The 20,324-nt window shown below is 60.0% G+C and carries 20 protein-coding genes; 10 read left to right on the top strand and 10 right to left on the bottom strand.

Features of this window, described 5'->3' with window-relative positions; translation table 11 throughout:
- Positions 1 to 38: 38 nt before the first annotated feature.
- Positions 39 to 722: a hypothetical protein gene (locus LAO20_11820; GenBank protein ID MBZ5532109.1), complete on the top strand. Its 684-nt coding sequence runs from the start codon at positions 39 to 41 to the stop codon at positions 720 to 722.
- A 712-nt stretch (positions 723 to 1,434) separates the two neighbouring features.
- Here LAO20_11820 and LAO20_11815 read toward each other — a convergent pair.
- Positions 1,435 to 1,647 carry a helix-turn-helix domain-containing protein gene (locus tag LAO20_11815; protein ID MBZ5532108.1) on the bottom strand — a complete coding sequence of 71 codons (213 nt, stop codon included), beginning with the start codon at positions 1,645 to 1,647 and terminating at the stop codon, positions 1,435 to 1,437.
- Positions 1,648 to 1,782: 135 nt separating this feature from the next.
- Between LAO20_11815 and LAO20_11810 the strand changes: the two genes are divergently transcribed.
- From LAO20_11810 to LAO20_11800, 3 genes are all read left to right on the top strand, one after another.
- Positions 1,783 to 2,127, top strand: a complete 345-nt coding sequence (locus LAO20_11810; GenBank protein ID MBZ5532107.1) for a hypothetical protein — start codon at positions 1,783 to 1,785, stop codon at positions 2,125 to 2,127.
- Positions 2,128 to 2,596: 469 nt separating this feature from the next.
- Positions 2,597 to 2,887, top strand: coding sequence for a hypothetical protein (locus tag LAO20_11805; protein ID MBZ5532106.1), 291 nt, complete (start codon positions 2,597 to 2,599; stop codon positions 2,885 to 2,887).
- A 9-nt stretch (positions 2,888 to 2,896) separates the two neighbouring features.
- The gene (locus LAO20_11800; protein MBZ5532105.1) at positions 2,897 to 3,508 is read left to right on the top strand and encodes a hypothetical protein; all 612 of its coding nucleotides are present in this window, start codon (positions 2,897 to 2,899) and stop codon (positions 3,506 to 3,508) included.
- Positions 3,509 to 3,586: 78 nt separating this feature from the next.
- Here the strand turns inward: LAO20_11800 and LAO20_11795 are convergent, their stop codons facing one another.
- The 3 genes from LAO20_11795 to LAO20_11785 form a co-directional block, all read right to left on the bottom strand.
- The gene (locus LAO20_11795) at positions 3,587 to 5,017 is read right to left on the bottom strand and encodes a glutamine synthetase family protein (GenBank protein ID MBZ5532104.1); all 1,431 of its coding nucleotides are present in this window, start codon (positions 5,015 to 5,017) and stop codon (positions 3,587 to 3,589) included.
- 250 nt (positions 5,018 to 5,267) lie between these two features.
- Positions 5,268 to 7,469, bottom strand: coding sequence for a molybdopterin-dependent oxidoreductase (locus tag LAO20_11790; GenBank protein ID MBZ5532103.1), 2,202 nt, complete (start codon positions 7,467 to 7,469; stop codon positions 5,268 to 5,270).
- Positions 7,466 to 7,954, bottom strand: coding sequence for a (2Fe-2S)-binding protein (locus LAO20_11785; protein ID MBZ5532102.1), 489 nt, complete (start codon positions 7,952 to 7,954; stop codon positions 7,466 to 7,468). The genes LAO20_11790 and LAO20_11785 overlap by 4 nt, the downstream gene beginning before the upstream one ends.
- Positions 7,955 to 8,063: 109 nt before the next feature.
- Between LAO20_11785 and LAO20_11780 the strand changes: the two genes are divergently transcribed.
- Positions 8,064 to 8,717: a thiamine phosphate synthase gene (locus tag LAO20_11780; protein MBZ5532101.1), complete on the top strand. Its 654-nt coding sequence runs from the start codon at positions 8,064 to 8,066 to the stop codon at positions 8,715 to 8,717.
- Between the two features lie 12 nt (positions 8,718 to 8,729).
- Here LAO20_11780 and LAO20_11775 read toward each other — a convergent pair whose 3' ends face one another.
- The 4 genes from LAO20_11775 to LAO20_11760 all read right to left on the bottom strand — a co-directional run bounded on the left by LAO20_11775 (position 8,730) and on the right by LAO20_11760 (position 12,983).
- Positions 8,730 to 9,068, bottom strand: a complete 339-nt coding sequence (locus LAO20_11775) for a phage holin family protein (protein MBZ5532100.1) — start codon at positions 9,066 to 9,068, stop codon at positions 8,730 to 8,732.
- Positions 9,069 to 9,086: 18 nt separating this feature from the next.
- A complete protein-coding gene (locus LAO20_11770; protein MBZ5532099.1) occupies positions 9,087 to 9,446 on the bottom strand; it encodes a phage holin family protein in 360 nt (119 codons plus the stop codon).
- Positions 9,447 to 9,477: 31 nt separating this feature from the next.
- The gene (locus LAO20_11765; protein MBZ5532098.1) at positions 9,478 to 10,518 is read right to left on the bottom strand and encodes an acetamidase/formamidase family protein; all 1,041 of its coding nucleotides are present in this window, start codon (positions 10,516 to 10,518) and stop codon (positions 9,478 to 9,480) included.
- A 62-nt stretch (positions 10,519 to 10,580) separates the two neighbouring features.
- Complete coding sequence (locus LAO20_11760) at positions 10,581 to 12,983, bottom strand: hypothetical protein (GenBank protein ID MBZ5532097.1); 2,403 nt, start codon at positions 12,981 to 12,983, stop codon at positions 10,581 to 10,583.
- Positions 12,984 to 13,015: 32 nt separating this feature from the next.
- Here LAO20_11760 and LAO20_11755 point away from each other — a divergent pair, with 32 nt between their 5' ends.
- From LAO20_11755 to LAO20_11735, 5 genes are all read left to right on the top strand, one after another.
- Positions 13,016 to 14,422 carry a tetratricopeptide repeat protein gene (locus LAO20_11755; protein MBZ5532096.1) on the top strand — a complete coding sequence of 469 codons (1,407 nt, stop codon included), beginning with the start codon at positions 13,016 to 13,018 and terminating at the stop codon, positions 14,420 to 14,422.
- 145 nt (positions 14,423 to 14,567) lie between these two features.
- Positions 14,568 to 15,254 carry a 1-acyl-sn-glycerol-3-phosphate acyltransferase gene (locus LAO20_11750; protein MBZ5532095.1) on the top strand — a complete coding sequence of 229 codons (687 nt, stop codon included), beginning with the start codon at positions 14,568 to 14,570 and terminating at the stop codon, positions 15,252 to 15,254.
- A gap of 124 nt (positions 15,255 to 15,378) precedes the next feature.
- Positions 15,379 to 16,080 (top strand): alpha/beta fold hydrolase, encoded by a 702-nt coding sequence (locus LAO20_11745; protein ID MBZ5532094.1) that lies wholly within the window; start codon positions 15,379 to 15,381, stop codon positions 16,078 to 16,080.
- A gap of 69 nt (positions 16,081 to 16,149) precedes the next feature.
- Positions 16,150 to 17,169 (top strand): DUF4931 domain-containing protein, encoded by a 1,020-nt coding sequence (locus tag LAO20_11740; protein ID MBZ5532093.1) that lies wholly within the window; start codon positions 16,150 to 16,152, stop codon positions 17,167 to 17,169.
- Between the two features lie 140 nt (positions 17,170 to 17,309).
- Positions 17,310 to 19,004 carry a L,D-transpeptidase family protein gene (locus LAO20_11735; protein ID MBZ5532092.1) on the top strand — a complete coding sequence of 565 codons (1,695 nt, stop codon included), beginning with the start codon at positions 17,310 to 17,312 and terminating at the stop codon, positions 19,002 to 19,004.
- A gap of 24 nt (positions 19,005 to 19,028) precedes the next feature.
- On the opposite strand, the gene LAO20_11730 is transcribed toward LAO20_11735, so the two are convergent.
- Complete coding sequence (locus tag LAO20_11730) at positions 19,029 to 19,565, bottom strand: DUF882 domain-containing protein (protein ID MBZ5532091.1); 537 nt, start codon at positions 19,563 to 19,565, stop codon at positions 19,029 to 19,031.
- 72 nt (positions 19,566 to 19,637) lie between these two features.
- Positions 19,638 to 20,042 carry a cyclic nucleotide-binding domain-containing protein gene (locus LAO20_11725; protein ID MBZ5532090.1) on the bottom strand — a complete coding sequence of 135 codons (405 nt, stop codon included), beginning with the start codon at positions 20,040 to 20,042 and terminating at the stop codon, positions 19,638 to 19,640.
- Positions 20,043 to 20,324: the final 282 nt, after the last annotated feature.

Raw genomic sequence — 20,324 nt, 5'->3', positions numbered from 1 at the left:
AGATTACGACACCCCCACTGCAAGGAACGGGCGCTACGTTGAGCAGTCTTCTGTCGGGAGAGCCGCCTGCGGATGCAACAGAAACGGTGAGCCTTGAGGCCGACGTCCTTGCGTGCTGGGGTGTCAGCAAAATCGCGAACTGCGTAGTCGCTCCCATGGAAGCCACCGCGATTATTCCAGGTTTTGACGAAATTGCTCAATACCACTTTGGTAGCATTCGGCCCTCCCTGTTTGAAACCCCGTCAGCAGGGTTGTTCTCTGGCTTGGGTCCTATGGTTCACTACTTCATGAGAGTCGAAAGCCAGCCGATATCGGGTGGAATATTTCTTACCGCTCCGACAACAACAACCGTAAGCGTCTTGGACAAGAAATACTCAGAGGTTTTTGAGCAAGTATTTTTGTTAAGAAATGGCGAACAAGATGATGATGAACCTCGGGCAACCGAGTTTGCTTATTGGAACTGCTTGAAGACAGTTGCGGGCGCTTACAATCTACTCAGAGCGGAGCATCCAAGTTCTGCAACGCTTATGAAGCCGACTGCAGTTGTAGAAAATTCGGGAGGCATTCGCCTAATCTGGAAGACGCCCGACAAAGTTGTCCGGGCAAATTTTGCGGGCCGTCCCAATCTTAGATCTTACTTGTACTACGAATCTGGCCAGGTTTATGAAGTCGAGCCGCTCGATGCGCGCACGCTTGCAGCGAGATTAGGATGGCTCGCCTAACAGAATGTCTTCCGCAAGCGCAAATTTCCCACCCTTTGAGTGTTCGGTAATCGTCTATCGTGTACTTAGAAGCAAAGGACAGCAAGAAGAACTATCGGAGGCTTTTTTCTTGCGTGAAGATGAGATCGAGTCTGGACTGTCCGTACATTGGAACTGCACACCTGAACAGTCCCGTGAAGATTTCTCAAAATGCTATGGGGTTCTAAGCTTGCACGTTGGCAGAGTTCGCACTCTTGCATTGGACGTGATACCTGATGAGGCGACACACGCAAACATAACTGGAGTTCCTTACAAAGAGACAAACGCGAAAGAAGCGGAAAGACTGGCTTCGCTTTTGGCTCAACAGGCTCGCGTGTGCGGAGAGCTGCGCATTTACAAACGCGAGAAATGACAATTTGACCCGGCAGCGCCATTCACTGCCTGCCCTTTTTGCTTTGACGCGCTCCGCTTCGCTGCACGCGGGCCTACGGCGTGAGGAAAGAATCATTTGTTCCGCTACCCTTACCCAGGGCTTACGCACCTGGGCTAGGCTCTTTCGCGCTCTCCGGCGCTGGACCAACTTCGGTTCCTGGCGGGACTTATGAATGGGTAGTCCGAAAGCTGATGCGCGGATTCCCCAAAGGCACTCATCAACACCGTTACCGACTCTTTTGCGCTCTCCGGCGCTGGACACGTGTCTGTGTTTTGAGAGGCCCTTCGACTCCATAGCATGTCATAAGTCTCTAAACAGTTCTCCGAGGGGCGTCTTCAGGCCCATGGCCAGCAGTTCAATGAACCGCAAGCACGGTTCTTGTTTGCCATTCTCAATCCGGGAAACGGTTGCCTGGTCAGTCCCTACTTTCTCAGCGTAAACGGTTTGGTTGAGGCCCTTGGCCTTTCGGACTTGCCGAACTCGTCTGCCAAATCGCCCAACAATATGATCTATCGGTCATTTGTTAATCAGATCAAATGGACGACACTAGTGCCGTGACCGCGTGAAAATGTAGTTGCGGTTTCCAGGGGCTGAAGCCCGCATCTTTCTTGCCAGGGACGGCACTTTCGAGACGTGCAAGGAGGCGCAATGGCTGACCTTGATGTCACACAAAAGGCCCGGATTTATCGCATCCTGTACCGATTGAACCTTTCTTTTGCGCGAATCGTGGCCCTCTGCCGCGAGTTACAGGAAAGCGGCGTTACCCGGCCCAAATTCAGCAAACTGCACCAGGCATTCGCGCAAGAGTTGCAGGCTGAAATCAACGAAGAGGCGCTGGACACGATCCACGCCAGGGAAACCGACGACGTGAACCGGTTTGGCAAAATTCGAGACGCGCGGGACAAGGAACTCCGCGACCCGGACGATGTGTTCATTCAGGCTGAAGAGCGCAGGAAGGAACTGGCCAAGCAGGGTAAAAAGCCCCGGCGGTAATTTCCTGGCGTCAGCGAATCAGCCCCACGCTAAATAACTCTTAACTTGCAAAGGCGAACAAATTACGATATACTGCGAAGACGGTAGTTAGTACTTAGTATTTGGTAGTTGGCAAAAGCCCGGCCGCCCAGGCGGCGCGGGAAATCGATCTTTGACAAGAAGCACTCAGCAGTCAGCACTCGGCAATCAGCCGAACCGGGCGCTTTTGAGTTTGCGGTTTAAGTGTCAAACTATCAGCGAGTTAGCGGTAAATTTTATCAGTTAGTAAACAGTTGGGTGACCGTTGGGTCGAATGAAATAAAGCCTGTGTTTGCAACACGCACCTTAGGGGAGGGGTGGGGGTGGGAGTAACTTGGTGGTGATTGGCGAGATGGTTAATAGGTTCCGGCTCCAGCCCTCCGTTTGCGTTGTGCCTCACTCATGGCTAACATACCGCGCGGCGACCAGCTTTCGCTGAAAGGAGTCCCCCGTGAAAACCTTGAAATTGCTTGGCGTCAAATACCTTGGCGTCACATTGTTTGTCCTCAGCCTGTTTCTAACCCTGCCGTTGGCGCTGAGCGCGCAGAGTCCGCAAAGCCCCAACAGCCAGCCGGACACCACCGGCCTGCCCGACCTGGTGGTGAACAGCAAGTTGCTGGGAAGCCAGTGGGTGGTCCGCGACGAGCAGATGGACGCCACGGCGTGCAGCGTGGAAGAAGGCGGCATTACACCCGGACTGCGGACCATCATCCGCTTTACCGTGGAGACGCCGAACGTCTGAGATGCCGACATCATCGTCGGCGACCCCAACGCCCACGTCGCCGCCAACGACGGCCTGTTTGAGTTCGCAACCTGCCATCACCACTACCACTTCCGCCATTACGCGCAGTACGAGCTGGTTGATCCGCAGAGCGGCTTTGTGTGGAAGGCGGCGAAAAAAGGCTTCTGCATGCTGGACACCGATCCTGTTCCCACGTCCACCGGCGGCGAGCCGCCGAAGAGCCCGCAATTCAGGAACTGTGGCGCGGTCGGCATTCCGGGCAACCAGGGAATCAGCCACGGTTGGGCGGATACCTACCGCTTCTTTCTCAGCGGCCAGTTTTTCGTTCTCGATGGCGGCGATGGCCAGCCGGTTGTGCCTCCGGGCCAGTACATCATTCGCATTACCGTGAACCCGCCATTCAAGCCGGCGCCGGGCGAGCCGTGCCGGTTCCTGGAAAGAATTGATCCCGCAGACGGCCAGCCGATTTGCCATCAATTGCCGGAATCGGATTTCAGCAACAACGTTGGCGAAGCCCTGGTCAACATTCCCGACCATCCCGGCAAAACCGGTGTTGGTCCGGGAGCGAATACCAACGCGCAGGAGGACAAAGACGAGCACGGCGACACGATTCCCAAGTAGTAGCGATTGAAAGCATTTGCCAAAAAGCAAAGGCGGGATGGCCGGCATCCCGCCTTGGTGCCTGGTTGAACATTCTTTCTAAAACATGTTCCACAAGAACTGGTTGTACACGTCGTGGTGGTACTGAACTTCCGGAGCTTTCACGAACGTCCCCAGCAGTCGCGGACAGCGGTCGGCTGACGCCAGTTTCAAGTCGGCGTAGCGGCCTTTTACGTCGTCGCCAAAGAGTTTGGTTGTCCAGCCGGATTTCTTGAAGTTGTCAATGGCCGTGTAGATGTTGTCCGGCAGGTAGCGTTCGGCCTGGCGCAGGTTCTTGATCTTGGAGGTCTCGCCCTGGATGCCGGTCTTGAAGATGGAGTACATCACCATGTAAGCGTTGGCGTCCGGCGCCACCGAGCGGACTTCCACGCGCATGCTCTTCTCGTTGCCGATGGGGATACGGATCATGGACCCGCGGTCCACGGCGGATGCTTTGATCTGGTTGGGCGCTTCAAAGTGCGGATCCAGCCGGCGATAGGCGTTCACGCTGGGGTTGAGCAGTAGGCAGATGTCATTGCCGTGGGTGAGGATACGGTCGGTGAAGGCCCAGCCCAGTTTGCTGAGTTTTTCTTCGCCCTTGGGGTCCCAGAAAAGGTTTTTGCCTTCTTTGCTGATGGAGACGTTGGTGTGCATGCCGCTGCCGTTCACGCCCACCACCGGCTTGGGCAGGAAGCTGGCGGTAAAGCCCATGCGCGTGGCCACCTGGCGGCAGATCAGTTTGTAAAGCTGGATCTGGTCGGCCGCGGCCACCACTTCGCCATAACCGTAATTGATTTCAAATTGGCTTGGCGCAACTTCCGGATGGTCCTTTTCATTCTGGAATCCCATCGCCCGCTGCACTTCCGCCGTGGTGTCAATGAACGTGCGCAGCGGATCGCCGGGCAGCGAGTGGTAATAGCCGCCGGTGTTTACGTATTCGAACTTGCCGGTTTCGTGGTAGCGGCGCTCGGCGTCAGTACCCTGAAAGAGGAAGCCTTCAATCTCATTGGCGGCGTTGAGCGTGTAGCCTTCCTTCTTGAACATCTCGGCGGCAAAGGTCTTGAGCAGGCCGCGGATGTCGGCCGCGTAAGGCTCGCCGCCTTTGTCAATCACGTCGCCAAAGACCAGGACTTTACCGGGACCAAAAATGTCTGACGGTCCCCAGTAGAAGGCGCTCCAGTCCATGTGCAGGCGAAGGTCGGATTCACGTTGCGCGGTAAACCCGCGGATGGACGAGCCGTCAAACGTCAAGTTGTCAAAGCTCTTGATGAGGAACTTTTTGTCGTAGTCCAGCATGTGCAGGCGGCCTTCCAGGTCGCTGAACAGGACGGTGACCGCCTTGATGCGCTTTTCGTCCGTCAGGTACTTCAGCCGTTCTTCCTGGATGCGATGCATGGGCACGCGGTTCTTGCGCTGCTCTTTGGCCTTCAGGTTGAGGGCTTCCAGTTCGTCGTACGAGAGGGTAAGGAAGTTGCGCAGTTCGTTTGACATGGCTCTCCTGGAAATTTTTTAACACCGCAAACTGTAAATGACTTTTGGGAAAATCTTGGGCGCGTAGAACCTGAAATTATAGGGTATCGCGAGCGCCTGCGGCGCGGCCAATTAAATAAGATTATCGGCAGGATAGAGGAAATTTATGGATGTGGAAAACTTGTGCAAAAGCCGCAACCGTCGCGGACGTTTTTATGCCGACCGCAATGCTTCCGCTGTGCCGGAGGCCAGCGCGCAGCAAAGCGGAGCGCTATGACAAACGAATCGGCAGCCGCCTCACCCTTTTCCCAGTCGCCGCAAAGATGGCGTTGGCGATGGCCGGCGCCACCGTGGGGACGGCGGTCTCGCCAAACCCGCCCGGCGCGTCGGCGCCTTGAATGGTATACGTTTCCACGCGCGGCGCCTGGTTCATGCGCGGGACTTTGAAGTCGGCGAAGCTATGCTCCTGCGCCTGCGCGTTTTTGAAGTTGATCTTGCCGCCCAGCACCGGCGTCATGCCCCAGGCGATGGCGCTTTCCGTCTGGCCTTCCAGTCCCAGCGGGTTGAGCACCAGGCCGCAATCAATAGCGGAGACAATGCGATGGACTTTGATGTCAGAAAGATCTTTGCTCAGGGAAACATCGGCCACTTGCGCCACGTAGCAGTCGCCGTCGTAAACGTTGCAGGCCACGCCGCGTCCCCACAGCCGTCCCGCTTCTTCGCGGGGCGCGGCAGGCCAGCCGGATTTCTCGGCGACCAGCCGCAACACGGCGATCAAACGCGCGCGGTTGATCATGGTTGCTTTCAGGTCGAGCATGTCGCCCGGCTGCAGCAAACGCAGCCGCAGTTCGATAGGGTCAAGTTTGCCGGCGTGCGCGATTTCATCCAGAAACGATTCGCGGGCGAAGACGGTCGAAGGATACATCACCGCGCGCCACGGCCCGGTGGGCACGGGCGATTCCACCAGTACGTAGTCCGCCCAGTGATGCGCAAAGTTGTAAGGATTATCAAACGATCCCCACAGCATGCCGTCATCGGCGAAGTAGTTGGGATTCTTCTTCTCTTCCGCCGACGGCCCCAGCAGCGACAAATGCGGTCCGGAAGACTTGTGATGCCACGCCACGGGAAGACCCTGGTCGTCGAGCGCGGCGCGCAGGCGCTCCAGCTTAGGCGGATGAAAGAAGCCGTACTTCATGTCATCGTCGCGCGTCCACATCACCTGCACCGGCGCGCCCACGGCCTTCGATATTTCCACCGCTTCAGGAACGTAGTCGGTTTGCAGACGGCGGCCAAAGCCGCCGCCGAGCAGTGTGACATTCACTTTGACCGCGTCTTCGGCGATTCCCAGCAGCTTGGCGGCATCCTTTTGCGCAGCTTCCGGCGCTTGCGTGGGCACCCAGATTTCGCAGCTCGACTCACGTACTTCGGCGGTGCAGTTCATCGTCTCCAGCGGAGCATGCGCCTGAAACGGATATTCGTAGAGCGCCTCCATAGTTCTCTGCGAAGCGTTCTGCGACGCTGCCAGCGCTTTGGGCGCGTCGCCCTCGCGCCGCAGCGGAAAACCGTCTTGACCGAACGCGCGTTCCATCTGCCGCGTGAACTGGTCGGAATCAAAGCCGGCATTCGGACCCTTGTCCCACACGGGCTTCAGCGCCTCGCGACCCTTGATGGCCGCCCAGGTATTCATCGCAACCACCGCTACGCCGGTGGCAAATCCCGATTTCACCGGCACCACGTGCTTCACGCCTTCAACCTTCAACGCCGGCGCGGGGTCAAACGACACCATCTTGCCGCCGAGATACGGGCAGCGGGCGATGACCGCATGCAGCATTCCGGGCAGGCGAACGTCCTGCCCGTAGATCGCAGCGCCGCTGACGATGGCCTTGCTGTCGCGGCGCTTGATCCGCGTGCCGACCAAACGCAGGTCTTTGCGGTCTTTCAATTTCGGCGAAGCCGGGACCGGCAGGCGCGAAGCCGCCTCCGCGAGTTCGCCAAACGTAAACTTGCGGCCCGAAGGAGTGTGAACGACCGAGCCCTTCTCCGCGCGGCAGCTATCGGCGCTTACATTCCACTTCTCCGCCGCGGCACTGACCAGCATTTCACGCGCAGTGGCCGCCGCTTTGCGCAGCGGACGCCACGTTCCCGCAGCCGAGCCGCTGCCGCTGGTCCGCAGACGTATGCCTTTAAATCGCGGCTCCATCGCGGCTTGTTCGATCACCACTTTTTCCCAGTCAGCGCCCAGCTCATCGGCCAGGACCATGGGCAGGATGGTGCGCACGCCTTCACCCATTTCCGACCGCGTGGCCCACAGCCGCACCACGTTGTCCGCGCCGATGCGAATGTAGGCGTTGGGCGCGAACTCCACCGAGCTTTGAGCTGCGTGCGCTCCGCGCACACCAAAGTGAAAGCCCAAAACAATTCCCGCCGCCGCTCGGCTGCCATCGCGAAGGAACTCTCGCCGGGTGACGCTCATGGCTTGACCTCGGCGTTGGCTTTGCCGCTCTGCATCTCCGCCGCGCGATGGATGGCCTGCCGGATGCGCTGGTATGTGCCGCAGCGGCACACGTGGTGGGACATGGTGTTGTCTATGTCGGCATCGCTCGGCCGGGGAATTTTCTTCAGCAGCGCCGCGGCCTCCATGATCATGCCCGGCTGGCAGAAGCCGCATTGCGCAACGTCCTCTTCGACCCAGGCGGCTTGGCAGGGATGGTCGCCGGCGGCGGAAAGTCCTTCGATGGTCGTGAACCCCCGGCCTGCCGCCGAACTCACGCTCACCTGGCAGGAACGCACGGCCGCGCCGTCCTCATGCACGGTGCACGCTCCGCACACGCCCACTCCGCAACCGTACTTGGTCCCGGTCAACTGCAGTTCGTCGCGCAGCACCCAGAGCAAAGGCGTGTCCGGCGTGGCCGTCACCTTTCTGACTTTTCCGTTCACCCGAAGGGAGTACTCACGCATGTTGGTTTGCCCGAGTGGTTTGACCCCGTTCTACTGCAAAACGTTAGCCGCCGTCACCTGCGCTATATTGAAAGTCGGATTTTGACCGCTCTACGCCCGAGGGGAAACCTTGCTGCTCTATTACATCACTGACCGTAAACAATTTCCCGGCGACGCCGCCGAAAAAGAGCGCCGCGTGCTGGCCAAGATCGCCGAATGCGCCGCGGCCGGCGTGGACTACATTCAATTGCGGGAAAAAGACCTGGGCGCCCGCGAACTGGAAGCTCTGGCGACGAAAGCATCTCGCTGCATCCCCGCCGTTTCGCGCACGCGCCTGCTGGTCAACTCGCGTTGCGACGTTGCGCTGGCCTGCGGCGCCCACGGCGTGCATCTTCCGGCGGGCGATCTCGCGCCCGGCGATGCGCGCGGCATCTTCGTCCGCGCCGGGGCTGCGAACGCAGTCATCGGAGTTTCCACGCACTCTCTGGAGGAAGTCGCCGCCGCCGACGAACAAGGGGCGAGTTTCATCGTCTTCGGTCCTGTATTTGAAAAGAGCGGCCAAGCCAATCCACATGGTTTGGAGCAGCTCAGGCAAGCCTGCCATCGCCCGCGGACTGAAGCGTCACCAGTCCCCGTGCTGGCGCTGGGCGGAATCACTTTGGAAAACGCCCGAGTCTGTCTGGACGCAGGCGCAGCGGGCATCGCCGCGATACGGTTGTTTCAGGAAAATCCAGCCGCAGAAATTGCGAGCCGGGTGCAAACGATCGCAAAGCTGTCAAGGTAGTCTCCTAAAACGTCAAAACAGCAGCCAGTTCAGCACCGTTGAAACAAGACTCAGCAGTAGGGCGCCGATCAGCGCGGCTTTCCAGGATTTCACTTCAAATCCCGGGCTGATGGCCGCTGCGATTTTCAGCAGCACGGCGTTCACCACAATCAGAAACAGTCCCAGAGTGATGATCGTCAAAGGAAAGGTAAGGAACCGCAGTATCACACCCAGCGTGGCATTGATGAAGCCGAAGACCACGGCGGCAATCATGGCGGCAAAGAAACCGGACAGGCGAAATTCCGGGACAACGTTGGCCACAATCAGCAAAGATACTGACTCAATCAACCAGCGCAATAAAAGATTTCTCATCGTATGTGCATCCGCTTGCTAAGCGCGCTCTTCTCTGCGCTTATCGCCGATGATCCAGTGCAGAAACGTCGAAACCAGGCTGACGCAAATCGCCCCGATGAACGCCGCCTTCCACGAGGCAATCGTGAACCCAGGCGTGAAATAAGCGGCCACCTTGAGCAGCACCGCGTTGACCACGATCAGGAAAAGCCCCAGCGTAACTACGGTCAGCGGAAACGTCAGCAGCTTGAGCAGCGAACCCAGCGTAGCGTTGACTAATCCCAGTACCAGCGCGGCGATCAACGCGGCCACGAATCCGTCCACCTTAAAGCCGGTGACAAAGTGGGCCACCACCATCAGGGTCACCGTGCTGATCAGCCATCGAATAAGCAATTTCATGCGGTCATTTATCTCAAAACAAGGTTGCGTGCTATTTCACAAAGATGGCTTTCGGCATCATCACGTGCACGCCTTTGTTGCCATCCACCAGTTCGGTGATGTCCACGTCGCCGGCCACGCTGGTCAACATGTAGGCGTCATCGCGGCTCAGATGTTTTTCCGCCACCAGAAATTCAATCATCTCGCGGACTGCCATCTTGGTGGCTTCATACAGCTCCTGGTGAAACCCCATGCTGATGTAATGCGTCGGCGTCTCGGCCCGCGGATACTTCTGCCCCGTCTTCTTGTGCACAATGAACTGCAGCGTGCCTACGAGGGACGTTTCCAGCGCGGTGATGTCCACTTCGCCGTTGCCCTGTCCCACGTGGCCATCGCCCACTTCAAACAACGCCCCGCGCGCGTGGACGGGAAGAAACAACGTGGTCCCCGCCACCAACTCTTTGTTGTCCATGTTGCCGGCATGATTGCCCGGAGGCGCGCTGTCAATCCGCCCGTACGCTTCCGGCGGCGCCACGCCCATGCTGCCGAAGAAAGGATGCAGCGGGATTTCGATTCCCGGCGCAAACTTGGCGACCATGCGCTCGCGGTTCAGGGGAATGATCTTCATCTTGCGATAGGGAAAATCTTCCGGCAGGAAGCCGCGCGTCGGTCCGAACGCGTTGTAGGCGTATGCGATAGCCAGATCAATCTTCTGGATGCGGACTTCCAGCGTGTCGCCCGGCTCGGCATCTTCTATATAGACAGGGCCGGTCAGGATGTGCCCACCCGGACCTTTATTCGTCACTTCCTTGTAGATATCTCGCAGGCTCTGCTGAACTTGCTCCGGCGGCAGCCCGGCGCGCTCCAGTCCCGTGGGACTGTTGGTGATCAGCGTGTCAAACTGCACTGTGTCACCGGAATGGATCCGCAGGACGGGCGGCGCCGCGGCGTCGTAATAGCCCCAGGCCACGGTAGCCGGCGTGGCTTTCAGCGTGAATTGTTGGGGCGAGGGTTGCGGCTGGCTCTGAGCGCAAAGCTGATTGTTTGCTGCGAATAGCGAAACTACGGCAAGAACAAGGGCAACGCGACGCATAGGCCTCCTGACACGAGCCTGTCATCCTCCCACAGGAACCGCGTGCTGCGCTAGAGAATTTCTTACCGCCGCAGCAGCGTGTTCTCCGGGTCCAGAACAACCTGTTTGGTCCCAGCCGGTGCCGTGAGCGTGAAATCGGTTTCAGGATCGTCGGCAAACACAAATGCCAGAAAATGTGCCTTGCCTTGCGCGCTAACCGCATAGATGGGAACCGCGGTTACCAGGTCTTTGGACGAGTGACTTTCCTTGATCACGCCTTTGACGCGCACTTTCCCGGCCGCTACCGGCGTAAGGCTCACTTGCGCCAGTGTGAACTGAGGAATGGCAGCGCCGTTCACCCAGCTATCAAAAAACCATTCCAGTGATTTCTTTTTTTCATAATGCAGTGACGCCGGCAGCACCTGCTCAAACGCCAGTTGCAGATCATGGGTGGAGATCTTGTGGTTGGGTGACTTGTCCAGCAACCCCTTGAGCGCGGCGAAGAACAGGGCATCACTGTTGGCGCCGCCGGCCTGGCGCAGCATGCTCCGCAGCATGTGGATGAGCCAGGTCCCGCGGCCGTACAACACGCGCTCATACGCTTCCGGGAATTTTGACGACGTCAGCCGCGGTCCCAGCGTCACCGGCCCGGCGTCAGCGATGGGCCCGTTGTTGGTTTCCTTGAGCAATTCGGCGCGATAGTAGTCCAGGGCGATCTTCATCGCCTGCGGGTCCTGTTTCTCCAGCATGAGCAGCGCGCTGTAATTGGCCAGCGCCTCAATGATCCACTCATCGCGATAAGACACCCAGTCCACCGCGTCGCCCCACCACTGGTGGCCGGTTTCATGCGCCAGCATCAACTTGCTCAGCAGCAGGTCAACATAGGGGTCGCGGATGCCCGCGGCGCGGCGTTCGTCGCGGTCCAGAAACGCCAGGCTGGAAAGGTAAATCAGTCCAGGCCAGGACTGGCTCAGCATTCCGGGAAGCTGCGTGATTTCCAGGTTGGTATAAGGAAACTCGTCAAGTTCGTTGGAGAGAAACTGCACCGTGGTTGCCGCCTGGGCGGCGATGGCCTTCACCTCGCGTGAGGGCTCGGGACGATGGCCCGCGCGCAGCTCTTTCACCGCCAGGGTTTCCTCCACGTTCTTGCCGGCATGCGCCTGGATGGTGACGCCGCCCACCGACGATTCGGCGGTGACAAACTTCCCCAGGTTGAATCCCGCGCGGGCGATCTGCTTGGCGGTGACAAAGCGCGACGTCCGCCGGCCCTGGTTCACTTCGCTGGAGACTTGCTTGCCGGTGGCCACCAGCGACCACTCGTCGGGATAGTCAAACGTGAGATCGAAATTGGCATACACAGGCCCTGCATTCGGATACCAGGTGCCGCGCGCGCCCACGTAGAGCACGTCGCTCCCGGTATCAAACATCACCGGGCCGGAATATTTAAGAAGAACGCGCGCCGGTCGGTCCCGCTCCAGAGGCTGGGGAAAAACCAGGCCCACCAGGTCGTCGCCACGGCGTGCCAGGTTGCTGCCGGTGACCGCTTCATTCTGGATGAACTCCACCGCCTGGCCATTCAAGCGGGCCTCACTCACGCGGAGTTGGCGAGACAGCTCCAGGATGACCATGCGCTGCCCTGCGACGTGCGGAACAATGGTGAACTCGGCCTCCGCGCTCAAGTCCGTGGGCGGATCAATGTGCGAGCGAATCTGGTAGTCGGAAAAGTCCAGCTGCGGCCGCGGCGGGCTGCCGGCCCCCGCCCGGCGGGCGGAACGCTGAGGGAAAGACGCCCAGGTGTCAACGTAAGCTCCATGTTGGTTCACGGACGCCTGGGCCACGCTGATCTGCTCGCGCGCGCTTCCGTCATAAAACAGGTCAAAGATCCCCAGCGCCGTTCCGCCCAAGCGGACGTGCAAAAATGTCGCCGTAGTCTCCCCCCGGTTGGTCATGGCTTGCAGGATATGCAGGCCGTCGGCCTGGGCCAGATCACGCGCCGGTTGCTGCCAGCGGGCGACAAACTCCTGGACGTCGGCCGGCTCCGCTTTGCGAAACCCGGCCCGCAGTTCCTCCACCAGCTTGTCGTCGAAGAAACGGAAGTAGGCTGAGCCGAATTTTTGTTCCAGCACCGCTGATCCGGTGAACAGCGCGAGTGAAGTCCGTTCCGCGCGGTCCGGCGCGATGAGCAGAACTTCGCCCTGGCCCTCAAAGATGGCGCCGGTCACGTGGCCTTCAACCGACTGCATCAGCCCGATCATGCCGTCGCTCAACGAGACGTGCAGGTCTTCACGGTCCACGGAAACGCCGCGGATCTGGTAAACGTCAACCGTGTTCAGCGTTGGATTGAGCAGGTCGCGATAAACGGCAACCGCGCTGCGCGCAGCCAGGGTGTCCGTTTGCGCAGCCACCGGCACGGCGACCAGGGCCACAAAAACCACCCCAAACAGCAGTAGCACCTTCGTTACCGGGGAGCGCAGGAGACGAGTCATAAGCATGCCATAATTGTTCAGACGTACCAGCCGTGCGATTGATTATTACATTTTGCTGCTTCGCGGTCTTGGGCCCGCTCGTCCGCGCGGACACCATTGTTCTCAAGAACGGCGATCGCATCGTTGCCGATTCTGTGCGCGAAAGTAACGGTCGCGTCACCTACTTCATCGGCGACAACACCTTCACCATCCCCAAATCGATTGTCGCCAGAATTGAAGCCGGTCCCGGAGTCACACCTGCCGCGGAGCCGCAGCGCGCGGTCAGCGAAGAGATTTCTCCCGTTCATCAACAGATGACCGGAGCCGATGAGCTGACGGCGCGCGTCATCCGCAACAACCAGGTGGACACTGCGGCGCTCAAGGCCATTGAAGACCAGGGTGTGGCGCAGCAATCGGCCGTGGCCAACTCCATTGCCGCCAACTTTGAAGAGCGCCGCAACAACCTTGCTGCGGCCGCGCGGTATCTGGAGAACTCGTTGCGCTTCCTGCCGGACCATCCGGTGCTGCTGGAAAGCTATGCGTCAGTGCTTTTGCAGTTAGGCCGGCCCGCGGAAGCCATGATCTCCGCGGAGCGCGCCACCCGCGCCAGCGCACCCTCGGCCGTGGCGTACGCGCTGCTGGGGCTTGCCTACTATCGCAGTGACCGCAGCCGGGAAGCGCTCGCCGCGTGGCGCAAGTCCTTGCAACTGCGTCCTGACGACAAGGTGCGCCAGCTCATGGAGCGCGTGGAACGCGAGTCGGCGACGGAGGCCAGCTTCCGCCAGCAGGAGAGCAGCCACTTTACTCTGCGCTATGAAGGCGCGCACACCGCCGGCGGGCTGCGCCAGCAGGTCCTGGAAGCGCTGGAAGCTGACTACCGCGACCTGCAAAACGATCTGGGCGCCACGCCGCGCAACATCTATGTCTCGTTATATCCCGACCAGGCTTTTTTTGACGTGACCCAGGCGCCGCTGTGGTCGGCGGCGCTGAACGACGGCAAGATCCGCTTGCCCGTCTCCGGCGTGAACAATGTCACGCCGCAACTGGCGCGCGTGCTGCGCCATGAGTTGACGCATTCCTTTGTGCAGCACATAACCCACGGCCGCGTGCCGCAGTGGCTCAATGAGGGCGTTGCGCAACTGGAGGAAGGGGTCACCACCGCGGCGTACGGCGACCGTCTGGCGGCGCTGTTCAACACCGGACGCCAGATTCCGCTCAGCCAGCTTGAAGGAAACTTTGCCAGTTACAGTTCGGCGGAGGCCGCCGTGGCTTACGCGGAAGGTTTGGCTGCGGTGGAGTACATCCGCGATACCTTCGGCATGGCCGACCTGGCCCGCATCATACAGCGCGTGGGGGAAGGACAGTCCATTGAGTCCGCGTTACGCAGCACCATCCATGCCGGATATGCTGAGCTGGAAAAACAGATCGCCGAACATTTGAAAAAGAAGTACGGGACGTAAGCTTTCCGCGGGCTGATGTCTTTGCTTCTTTGGCTTACCAGCGTTTGGTGCCCTTCGCCTTTCCGCCGAAAGTAAATTTCTCGACAACCCTGCGCCAATCAACTTAAATAACTTTCCATACACGGCCCGTAGCAGGCCCCAAATTGTGACCAACAAAACTGGCAAAACGCATAAGCTGTTGCGGACGGCGTTCCGCGGCGCCGTCCTGGGAGGCGGCGTGGCAGCGTGCCTGGCCGAATATCTGGTCATGGCGTCGCTGGGGCGGCTCACTCCCCACAGCCGCGGCGGGATTTTGGGAAAGTGGTCGGCCAGAGTGCTGCGGCGCATCGGCGTGCAATGGAGCGTCACCGGACAGCCGCCCGCGAGCGGACTCATCGTCTCCAACCATCTCAGCTATCTGGATATTCTGCTTTTCAGCGCGGTTTCGGGCTGTGCCTTCGTCGCCAAACGTGAAGTGCGCGCCTGGCCGGGCGTCGGATGGATCGCCACCCTGTGCGGCACCATCTATGTTGACCGTTCCCGCCGCGCGGAAACCCATGCCATTCGCCCGCAGATGGAAGCCGCCCTGGCCGCCGGACAGCGGCTGGTCCTGTTCCCGGAAGGCACCAGCTATGACGGATCGAAAGTGCTTCCGTTTCACTCTTCGCTCTTTGAGCCGGCCGTAGCTTTGCAGACGCCGGTGACCGCAGCCTTCATTCGCTACTCGCTCCCGGACGGCGATGCCGCCACCCAAGTCTGCTATTGGGGCGAGATGACTCTGCTTCCGCATTTGCTGAAGCTGCTGGCGAAGGAGTCGATTCAGGCCAACCTGACATTTTCTTCGCAAGCCTGACTCTTCACCAACCGCAAAGAAGCTGCCCGCTTCATGCAGGAACAGGTGGAGCATCTTCGCGAAACTCCAGCGCAACTTCCTGCCTGAAAGTGGCGCGCTCTCCTCGTACAATGCTTCGGTGGCGATGGATGCTGTTGAGGTCGTAATCCGTGAGTTTGCTGATACTGCCGCCGAGCCGGCTGTGCGCGGCTTCCTGCATACTCCCGCGGCGCCTAACAGCCATGCTTTGGTCCTGACGCACGGCGCCGGCGCCAACTGCCAATCTCCGCTGCTGCGCCGGCTCGCGGACGCGTTCGCCGGCGACGGGTTCGTGGTCTTGCGCTGCGACTTGCCATTTCGCCAGAAGCGTCCGCATGGGCCTCCTTTTCCTGCCACTGCGGCCCAGGACCGCGCCGGCTTGCAGCGTGCGGTGAGCGTGTTGCGGGAGAAAGCTGCGGGCCAGGTCTTTCTCGGCGGACATTCCTACGGCGGCCGCCAGGCCAGCATGCTGTCGGCGGAAAATCCAGGATTGGTCGCAGGGCTCCTGCTGCTTTCCTACCCGCTGCATCCTCCGCGCAAGCCCCAGCAACTCCGCACCGAGCACTTGCCCCAGCTCAAAACGCCGGCGCTGTTCGTCCACGGTGAACGCGATCCCTTTGGTTCAGTCGCGGAGATGCAAGCCGCGCTGCAGCTTATTCCTGCGCGCAGCAAGTTGCTGGTGGTTGAACGCGCCGGTCACGATCTTCTGCGCGCAAGCTCAGCCCGCGCCGCGTCTTCCTCCGGGGATTCTGCCCAAGATCTTCCTACGCGCATTCGCCAGGCGTTTCGGGACTTCTTCGCCGTCTAAGCCACGAGGTGATCTGCGTCACGGGAGCGGCGGCGCGATCAGAGTAGGCTAGTTAAAGGAGATCCCGCGATGAAGGGCTCTGAACTGCGCCAGGATCCTGCCACCAAAGAATGGGTGGTCATTGCTCCGGACCGCGCGAAGCGGCCCAACGCCGCCGCGCTGCGAAACCAATCGGTCGCGCCGCCTGCGGCGCAGTGTCCTTTTTGTCCCGGGCATGAGTTTATGACGCCGCCTGAGTTGCTGCGTATTCCTGCCGGTCCGGACTGGCAGGTCCGGGTAGTTCCCAACAAGTTTGGGGCCATGTCGCCGGAAGCGGCTCCGGAACGGCATGACGGTTTTTTCCGCACAGTGACCGGCGCCGGGCACCATGAGGTGATCATCGAAGATCCGCGCCACGAACTCGAATTTGCCGACATGTCCGAAGAGCACATCGCCAACGTCCTGCAAGCCTACCGGCAGCGCCAGGTGGAGTTGAGCCGCGATCCCAAGGTCCAGTTTGTCGTGATCTTCCGCAACTACGGAGAGCGCGCCGGGACCTCATTGCTGCATCCGCATTCGCAGCTGCTGGCCACGCCGGTGATGCCGGCCTACGTGCGCTGGAAACATGAGCTTGCGGAACGCTACTTTGACGACACCCATCGCAATCTCTACGGCGACATTCTGGAAAATGAGCGGACGGCCGCGCAGCGCGTGGTGGAAGATGGGAGCGATTTCACCGTGTTTGCCCCGTTTGCCTCGTTTGTGCCGTATGAGATGTGGATCATGCCGCACGCCGCCAAGCCCTCTTTTGCGTTGGCGTCGGATGAGGAGTTGCGCGGGCTTAGCGCGGTCTTGCGCCGCTCATTGCTGCGACTGAGAAACTGCTGCGGACCGGTGGATTACAACTTTGTCATTCATTCCTGCGCCACGCGCGAACTCAATGAAGAGTACTACCTGTGGCATTTGCAGATCATTCCCCGGCTGACGCAACCCGCGGGGTTTGAGCTGGGCTCGCACATGTACATCAACCCTACTTTGCCGGAAGAGGGCGCCCAGCAGCTTCGTGAGGCCTTGTCGCCACCAGTGACCGCGGCCGCCATCCCAGCCTAGGCCACCCGCAGAGTTCGCGCGCCAACAGGGTGTGGCCTGCCTTACGCGGCTCCGTCCTTACTCATAAGCTCAGCCAGCCGTGACCCGCGTCACCGTAGGCTTGCTCTACTGCAGATTAAGATAGTGACATGAGGACATGCTTGCAGCGCTGTTGGCTGGCCGTCAGCATGTTCCTGTTCATGCTGCCGTCATGGTCGCTGACGGCCGCTGCGCAACAAGGCGTCCCGTGTGATCAGCTCTCGGACTCGGTGCCGTCCCAGGCAACGGCGGTGGTCCAGCACGAAATTTGTCTTCTCGTCGAGAGCGGTGTATTACCAGAGCTGCGCTGGCCCAATTTCGTGCAATTCCGCACCCAGGCGCGGCAGTTCTATGCAGCCTCCAACTACCAGCCAGTGTGGACCGTTCAGGACCAGCCCACAGCGCAAGCCCGCGCTCTTGCCGGGATCATGCAAGGCGCAGCGCTCAAGGGGCTGCGCCCGGAGGACTATGACGCGCCGCGCTGGGCGGAGCGCCTGCAACGTTTTTCCAGCAGCCCGCGCGTTACGCCCGCGGAGGTGGCGCGCTTTGATCTCGCGTTCACCGTTTCGGCATTGCGCTACTTGTCCGACATCAACCGCGGCCGGATCAATCCCAACGCAGTAGAGTTTGCTCTGGCGCCCAAGACTTTTGCCGCAGGGGAGTTTCTGCGTACTCGCGTGCTCGGTGCGGCGGACGTCAAATCCGCCGTGGAGCAGGCCGAGCCGTCGCTGGCCGGATATCGCCGCACGCTGCAAGCGCTTCAGCTCTATGTTGAGCTGGCCGGCAAAGGTGATGGCGATCCCTTGCCTCCGCTGGTGAAGCCTGTCTCCCCCGGTGGCGCATACGCCGGTGTGCCGCAACTCACGCAGCGTTTGCAGCGGCTCGGTGATCTTGCTCCGGACGCCGCACTTCCAGCACAACCTGGCATCTATGACGGCGCGCTGGTCCAGGCCGTGCGCCATTTCCAACAGCGTCACGGGCTCCTCGACAACGGACGCATAGGGCCTGAAACTTTTCAGCAGCTCACCGTTCCTCTCAGCCGTCGTGTGGCCCAGCTCCAGCTCACGCTGGAGCGCTGGCGCTGGCTGCCGGACAACCTGCAGCATTCACTGGTGGCCATCAACATTCCGGAGTTTCGCCTGCGCGCGTATGAGGACCACAAAGAAGTTCTCTCCATGCGGGTGATTGTGGGCAAATCGTTCGATCACCACACGCCGGTGTTTGCTGACGATATGGAGTACGTGATTTTCCGTCCTTACTGGAATGTTCCCACCAGCATTGTGAAGGCTGAAATTGTGCCCGCCTTGCGCCGGCGCCCGAACTACCTGAGCACGCATCACATGGAGCTGGTGGACCGTCACGGAGAAATTGTCCCCGCCGCAATCGCCAGCCCCGACTTAATACGCCGGCTGCAAGCCGGCCAGTTGGAGGTGCGGCAGGTTCCCGGGCCGTGGAACTCGGTGGGGCTGCTGAAATTCGTTCTGCCCAACCAGTACAGCGTTTATCTTCACGGGACGCCGGAGCGCCACCTGTTTCAGCGGGCGCGGCGTGACTTCAGCCATGGCTGCATTCGCGTGGAAGATCCGCCCGCGCTGGCGGCCTGGGTGTTGCGCGACAATCCGGGATGGACGCCGGAGCGAATTCAAGCGGCCATGAACGGCGAGCAGACCTTGCAGGTCAATTTGAAGCACACCATTCCCGTGCTGGTGCTTTACGGCACCGCGTTCGTGCAGGAGAACGGTGAAGTCAGCTTCCTTGAGGACATCTATTCACTCGACGCGCAGCTACAGCGTGCGCTCGATGGCGTCCATCCTTAGAAATTGTTTTCGGAAGCGGCGCGCCTACCAGCGGCGGATGCGGCCCACATCGACGTGCACAAATTGCTGGCGCGCGTAATAACCCACGCCACCGCGATGCAGGCTGAGCGCGGCGTCGCGCAGTTCAGCGGTCTGTATGCCCGGCATCCTGATGTCAATGGCCATCGCCTGCATGTGCAGGCTGTGCTTGGCCACGGCCGAAGACCGGCTGCGCAGAAAGCTGTTGCTCCACGGAGTGCGGTATCCGCACACCACGTCAATCTCCGCCTGCGGACGGCCTACCGTAGCAGTGAGGTCGTTCAGCAGATCGAACAGGCGCGGATCAAAATGGTGGACCGTGCCGGTGCGGTGGTCGCGCAGGAAGTGCTCCAGCTGGTCAATCGCTTCGGGGACGTAGCGGTCGCCCTGGCGATAAACGATGTCCAGGTGCTCATTGGTGTGGGTGTGGTAGAGCCGCAGCCGGTGTTCGTACCCCGTGGCCGCGGGAACGTCCAAGTTAGTCGCGTAGCCCGCAGAAACAGGCAAAAGGATGAGAAGCAGGGAAAAGATGGTTTGAAGCACAACACAGCGATGTTAGCACGGACTTGTCCGCGCATGGCCCCAGGGAAATAGCTTAGTTGTGCTTAGCCACGCCTACGAGATGCGCTTGCGGGTCACCGAACGTCCGCCGAACTTATCGCGCACGGCCCGCAGCTTCTGGTAGCTTATGCTGACCTCTCGGGCCAGTGCCTGCAGCAAAGCCAGGTTCGGCCCTTGAGCACACATGGTCTTGAGCAGACGCTCCCGCGGAATGAAGAAACCCTTGGTGTCGCGCAACGCGCGCGTGGTGCACGAATAACTATCGCCGGCAATGGAATCTGCCAGGGCCACGTAGGCCGGAGGCTGCACCGTGTCCAGAGAGAGCTTCCCTTTGGCAGGGGCTTCCATGGAGGTGGTGACCTCGCCGGTCACGATCAGGAAAGCGCCGTCAGCTTTCTCGCCTTCGCGAAACAAGACCGTGCCGGACGGATAATAAACTTGTTGTTGATCTGTAACCATTGGGCCCCCAACTTCCTTCTTTTTGTCGGTACGTTCCTCCGCGACCATAAATGAAGAATAAGCCACCCGCGTTTAGACCGATGTGTCGGCGGTCACCACTGAAAGTGATGAAAGATCGCTCTCAGGCGCAACTTTTCTGTCGCACCATGTGCGTTAACAGCAAAAAATGCTGTCACACTACCCGTAGCGAATCCTCCAGTGTCACCTTCTGGCCCGCGCGCCGCTGTGATGGCGGTCACGGCTGTCTCCGCAGCGCTGCCGGGACCAGCCCGGCTCTGCTGT

This window comes from Terriglobia bacterium, from assembly GCA_020072815.1.
Lineage (GTDB): Bacteria > Acidobacteriota > Terriglobia > Terriglobales > Acidobacteriaceae > Angelobacter.
Note: the sequence above shows the minus strand (reverse complement) of the source record. Positions and strands in the feature narration are given on the sequence as shown.

What these genes read in the sequence shown, in the direction of transcription:
- LAO20_11740 (MBZ5532093.1), top strand. Translation starts at nt 16,150, where the DNA reads ATGAAGGGCTCTGAACTGCGCCAGGATCCTGCCACCAAAGAATGGGTG.
- LAO20_11795 (MBZ5532104.1), bottom strand. Translation starts at nt 5,017, where the DNA reads ATGTCAAACGAACTGCGCAACTTCCTTACCCTCTCGTACGACGAACTG.
- LAO20_11790 (MBZ5532103.1), bottom strand. Translation starts at nt 7,469, where the DNA reads ATGAGCGTCACCCGGCGAGAGTTCCTTCGCGATGGCAGCCGAGCGGCG.
- LAO20_11760 (MBZ5532097.1), bottom strand. Translation starts at nt 12,983, where the DNA reads ATGACTCGTCTCCTGCGCTCCCCGGTAACGAAGGTGCTACTGCTGTTT.
- LAO20_11765 (MBZ5532098.1), bottom strand. Translation starts at nt 10,518, where the DNA reads ATGCGTCGCGTTGCCCTTGTTCTTGCCGTAGTTTCGCTATTCGCAGCA.
- LAO20_11810 (MBZ5532107.1), top strand. Translation starts at nt 1,783, where the DNA reads ATGGCTGACCTTGATGTCACACAAAAGGCCCGGATTTATCGCATCCTG.
- LAO20_11775 (MBZ5532100.1), bottom strand. Translation starts at nt 9,068, where the DNA reads ATGAGAAATCTTTTATTGCGCTGGTTGATTGAGTCAGTATCTTTGCTG.
- LAO20_11725 (MBZ5532090.1), bottom strand. Translation starts at nt 20,042, where the DNA reads ATGGTTACAGATCAACAACAAGTTTATTATCCGTCCGGCACGGTCTTG.
- LAO20_11785 (MBZ5532102.1), bottom strand. Translation starts at nt 7,954, where the DNA reads ATGCGTGAGTACTCCCTTCGGGTGAACGGAAAAGTCAGAAAGGTGACG.
- LAO20_11770 (MBZ5532099.1), bottom strand. Translation starts at nt 9,446, where the DNA reads ATGAAATTGCTTATTCGATGGCTGATCAGCACGGTGACCCTGATGGTG.
- LAO20_11745 (MBZ5532094.1), top strand. Translation starts at nt 15,379, where the DNA reads ATGGATGCTGTTGAGGTCGTAATCCGTGAGTTTGCTGATACTGCCGCC.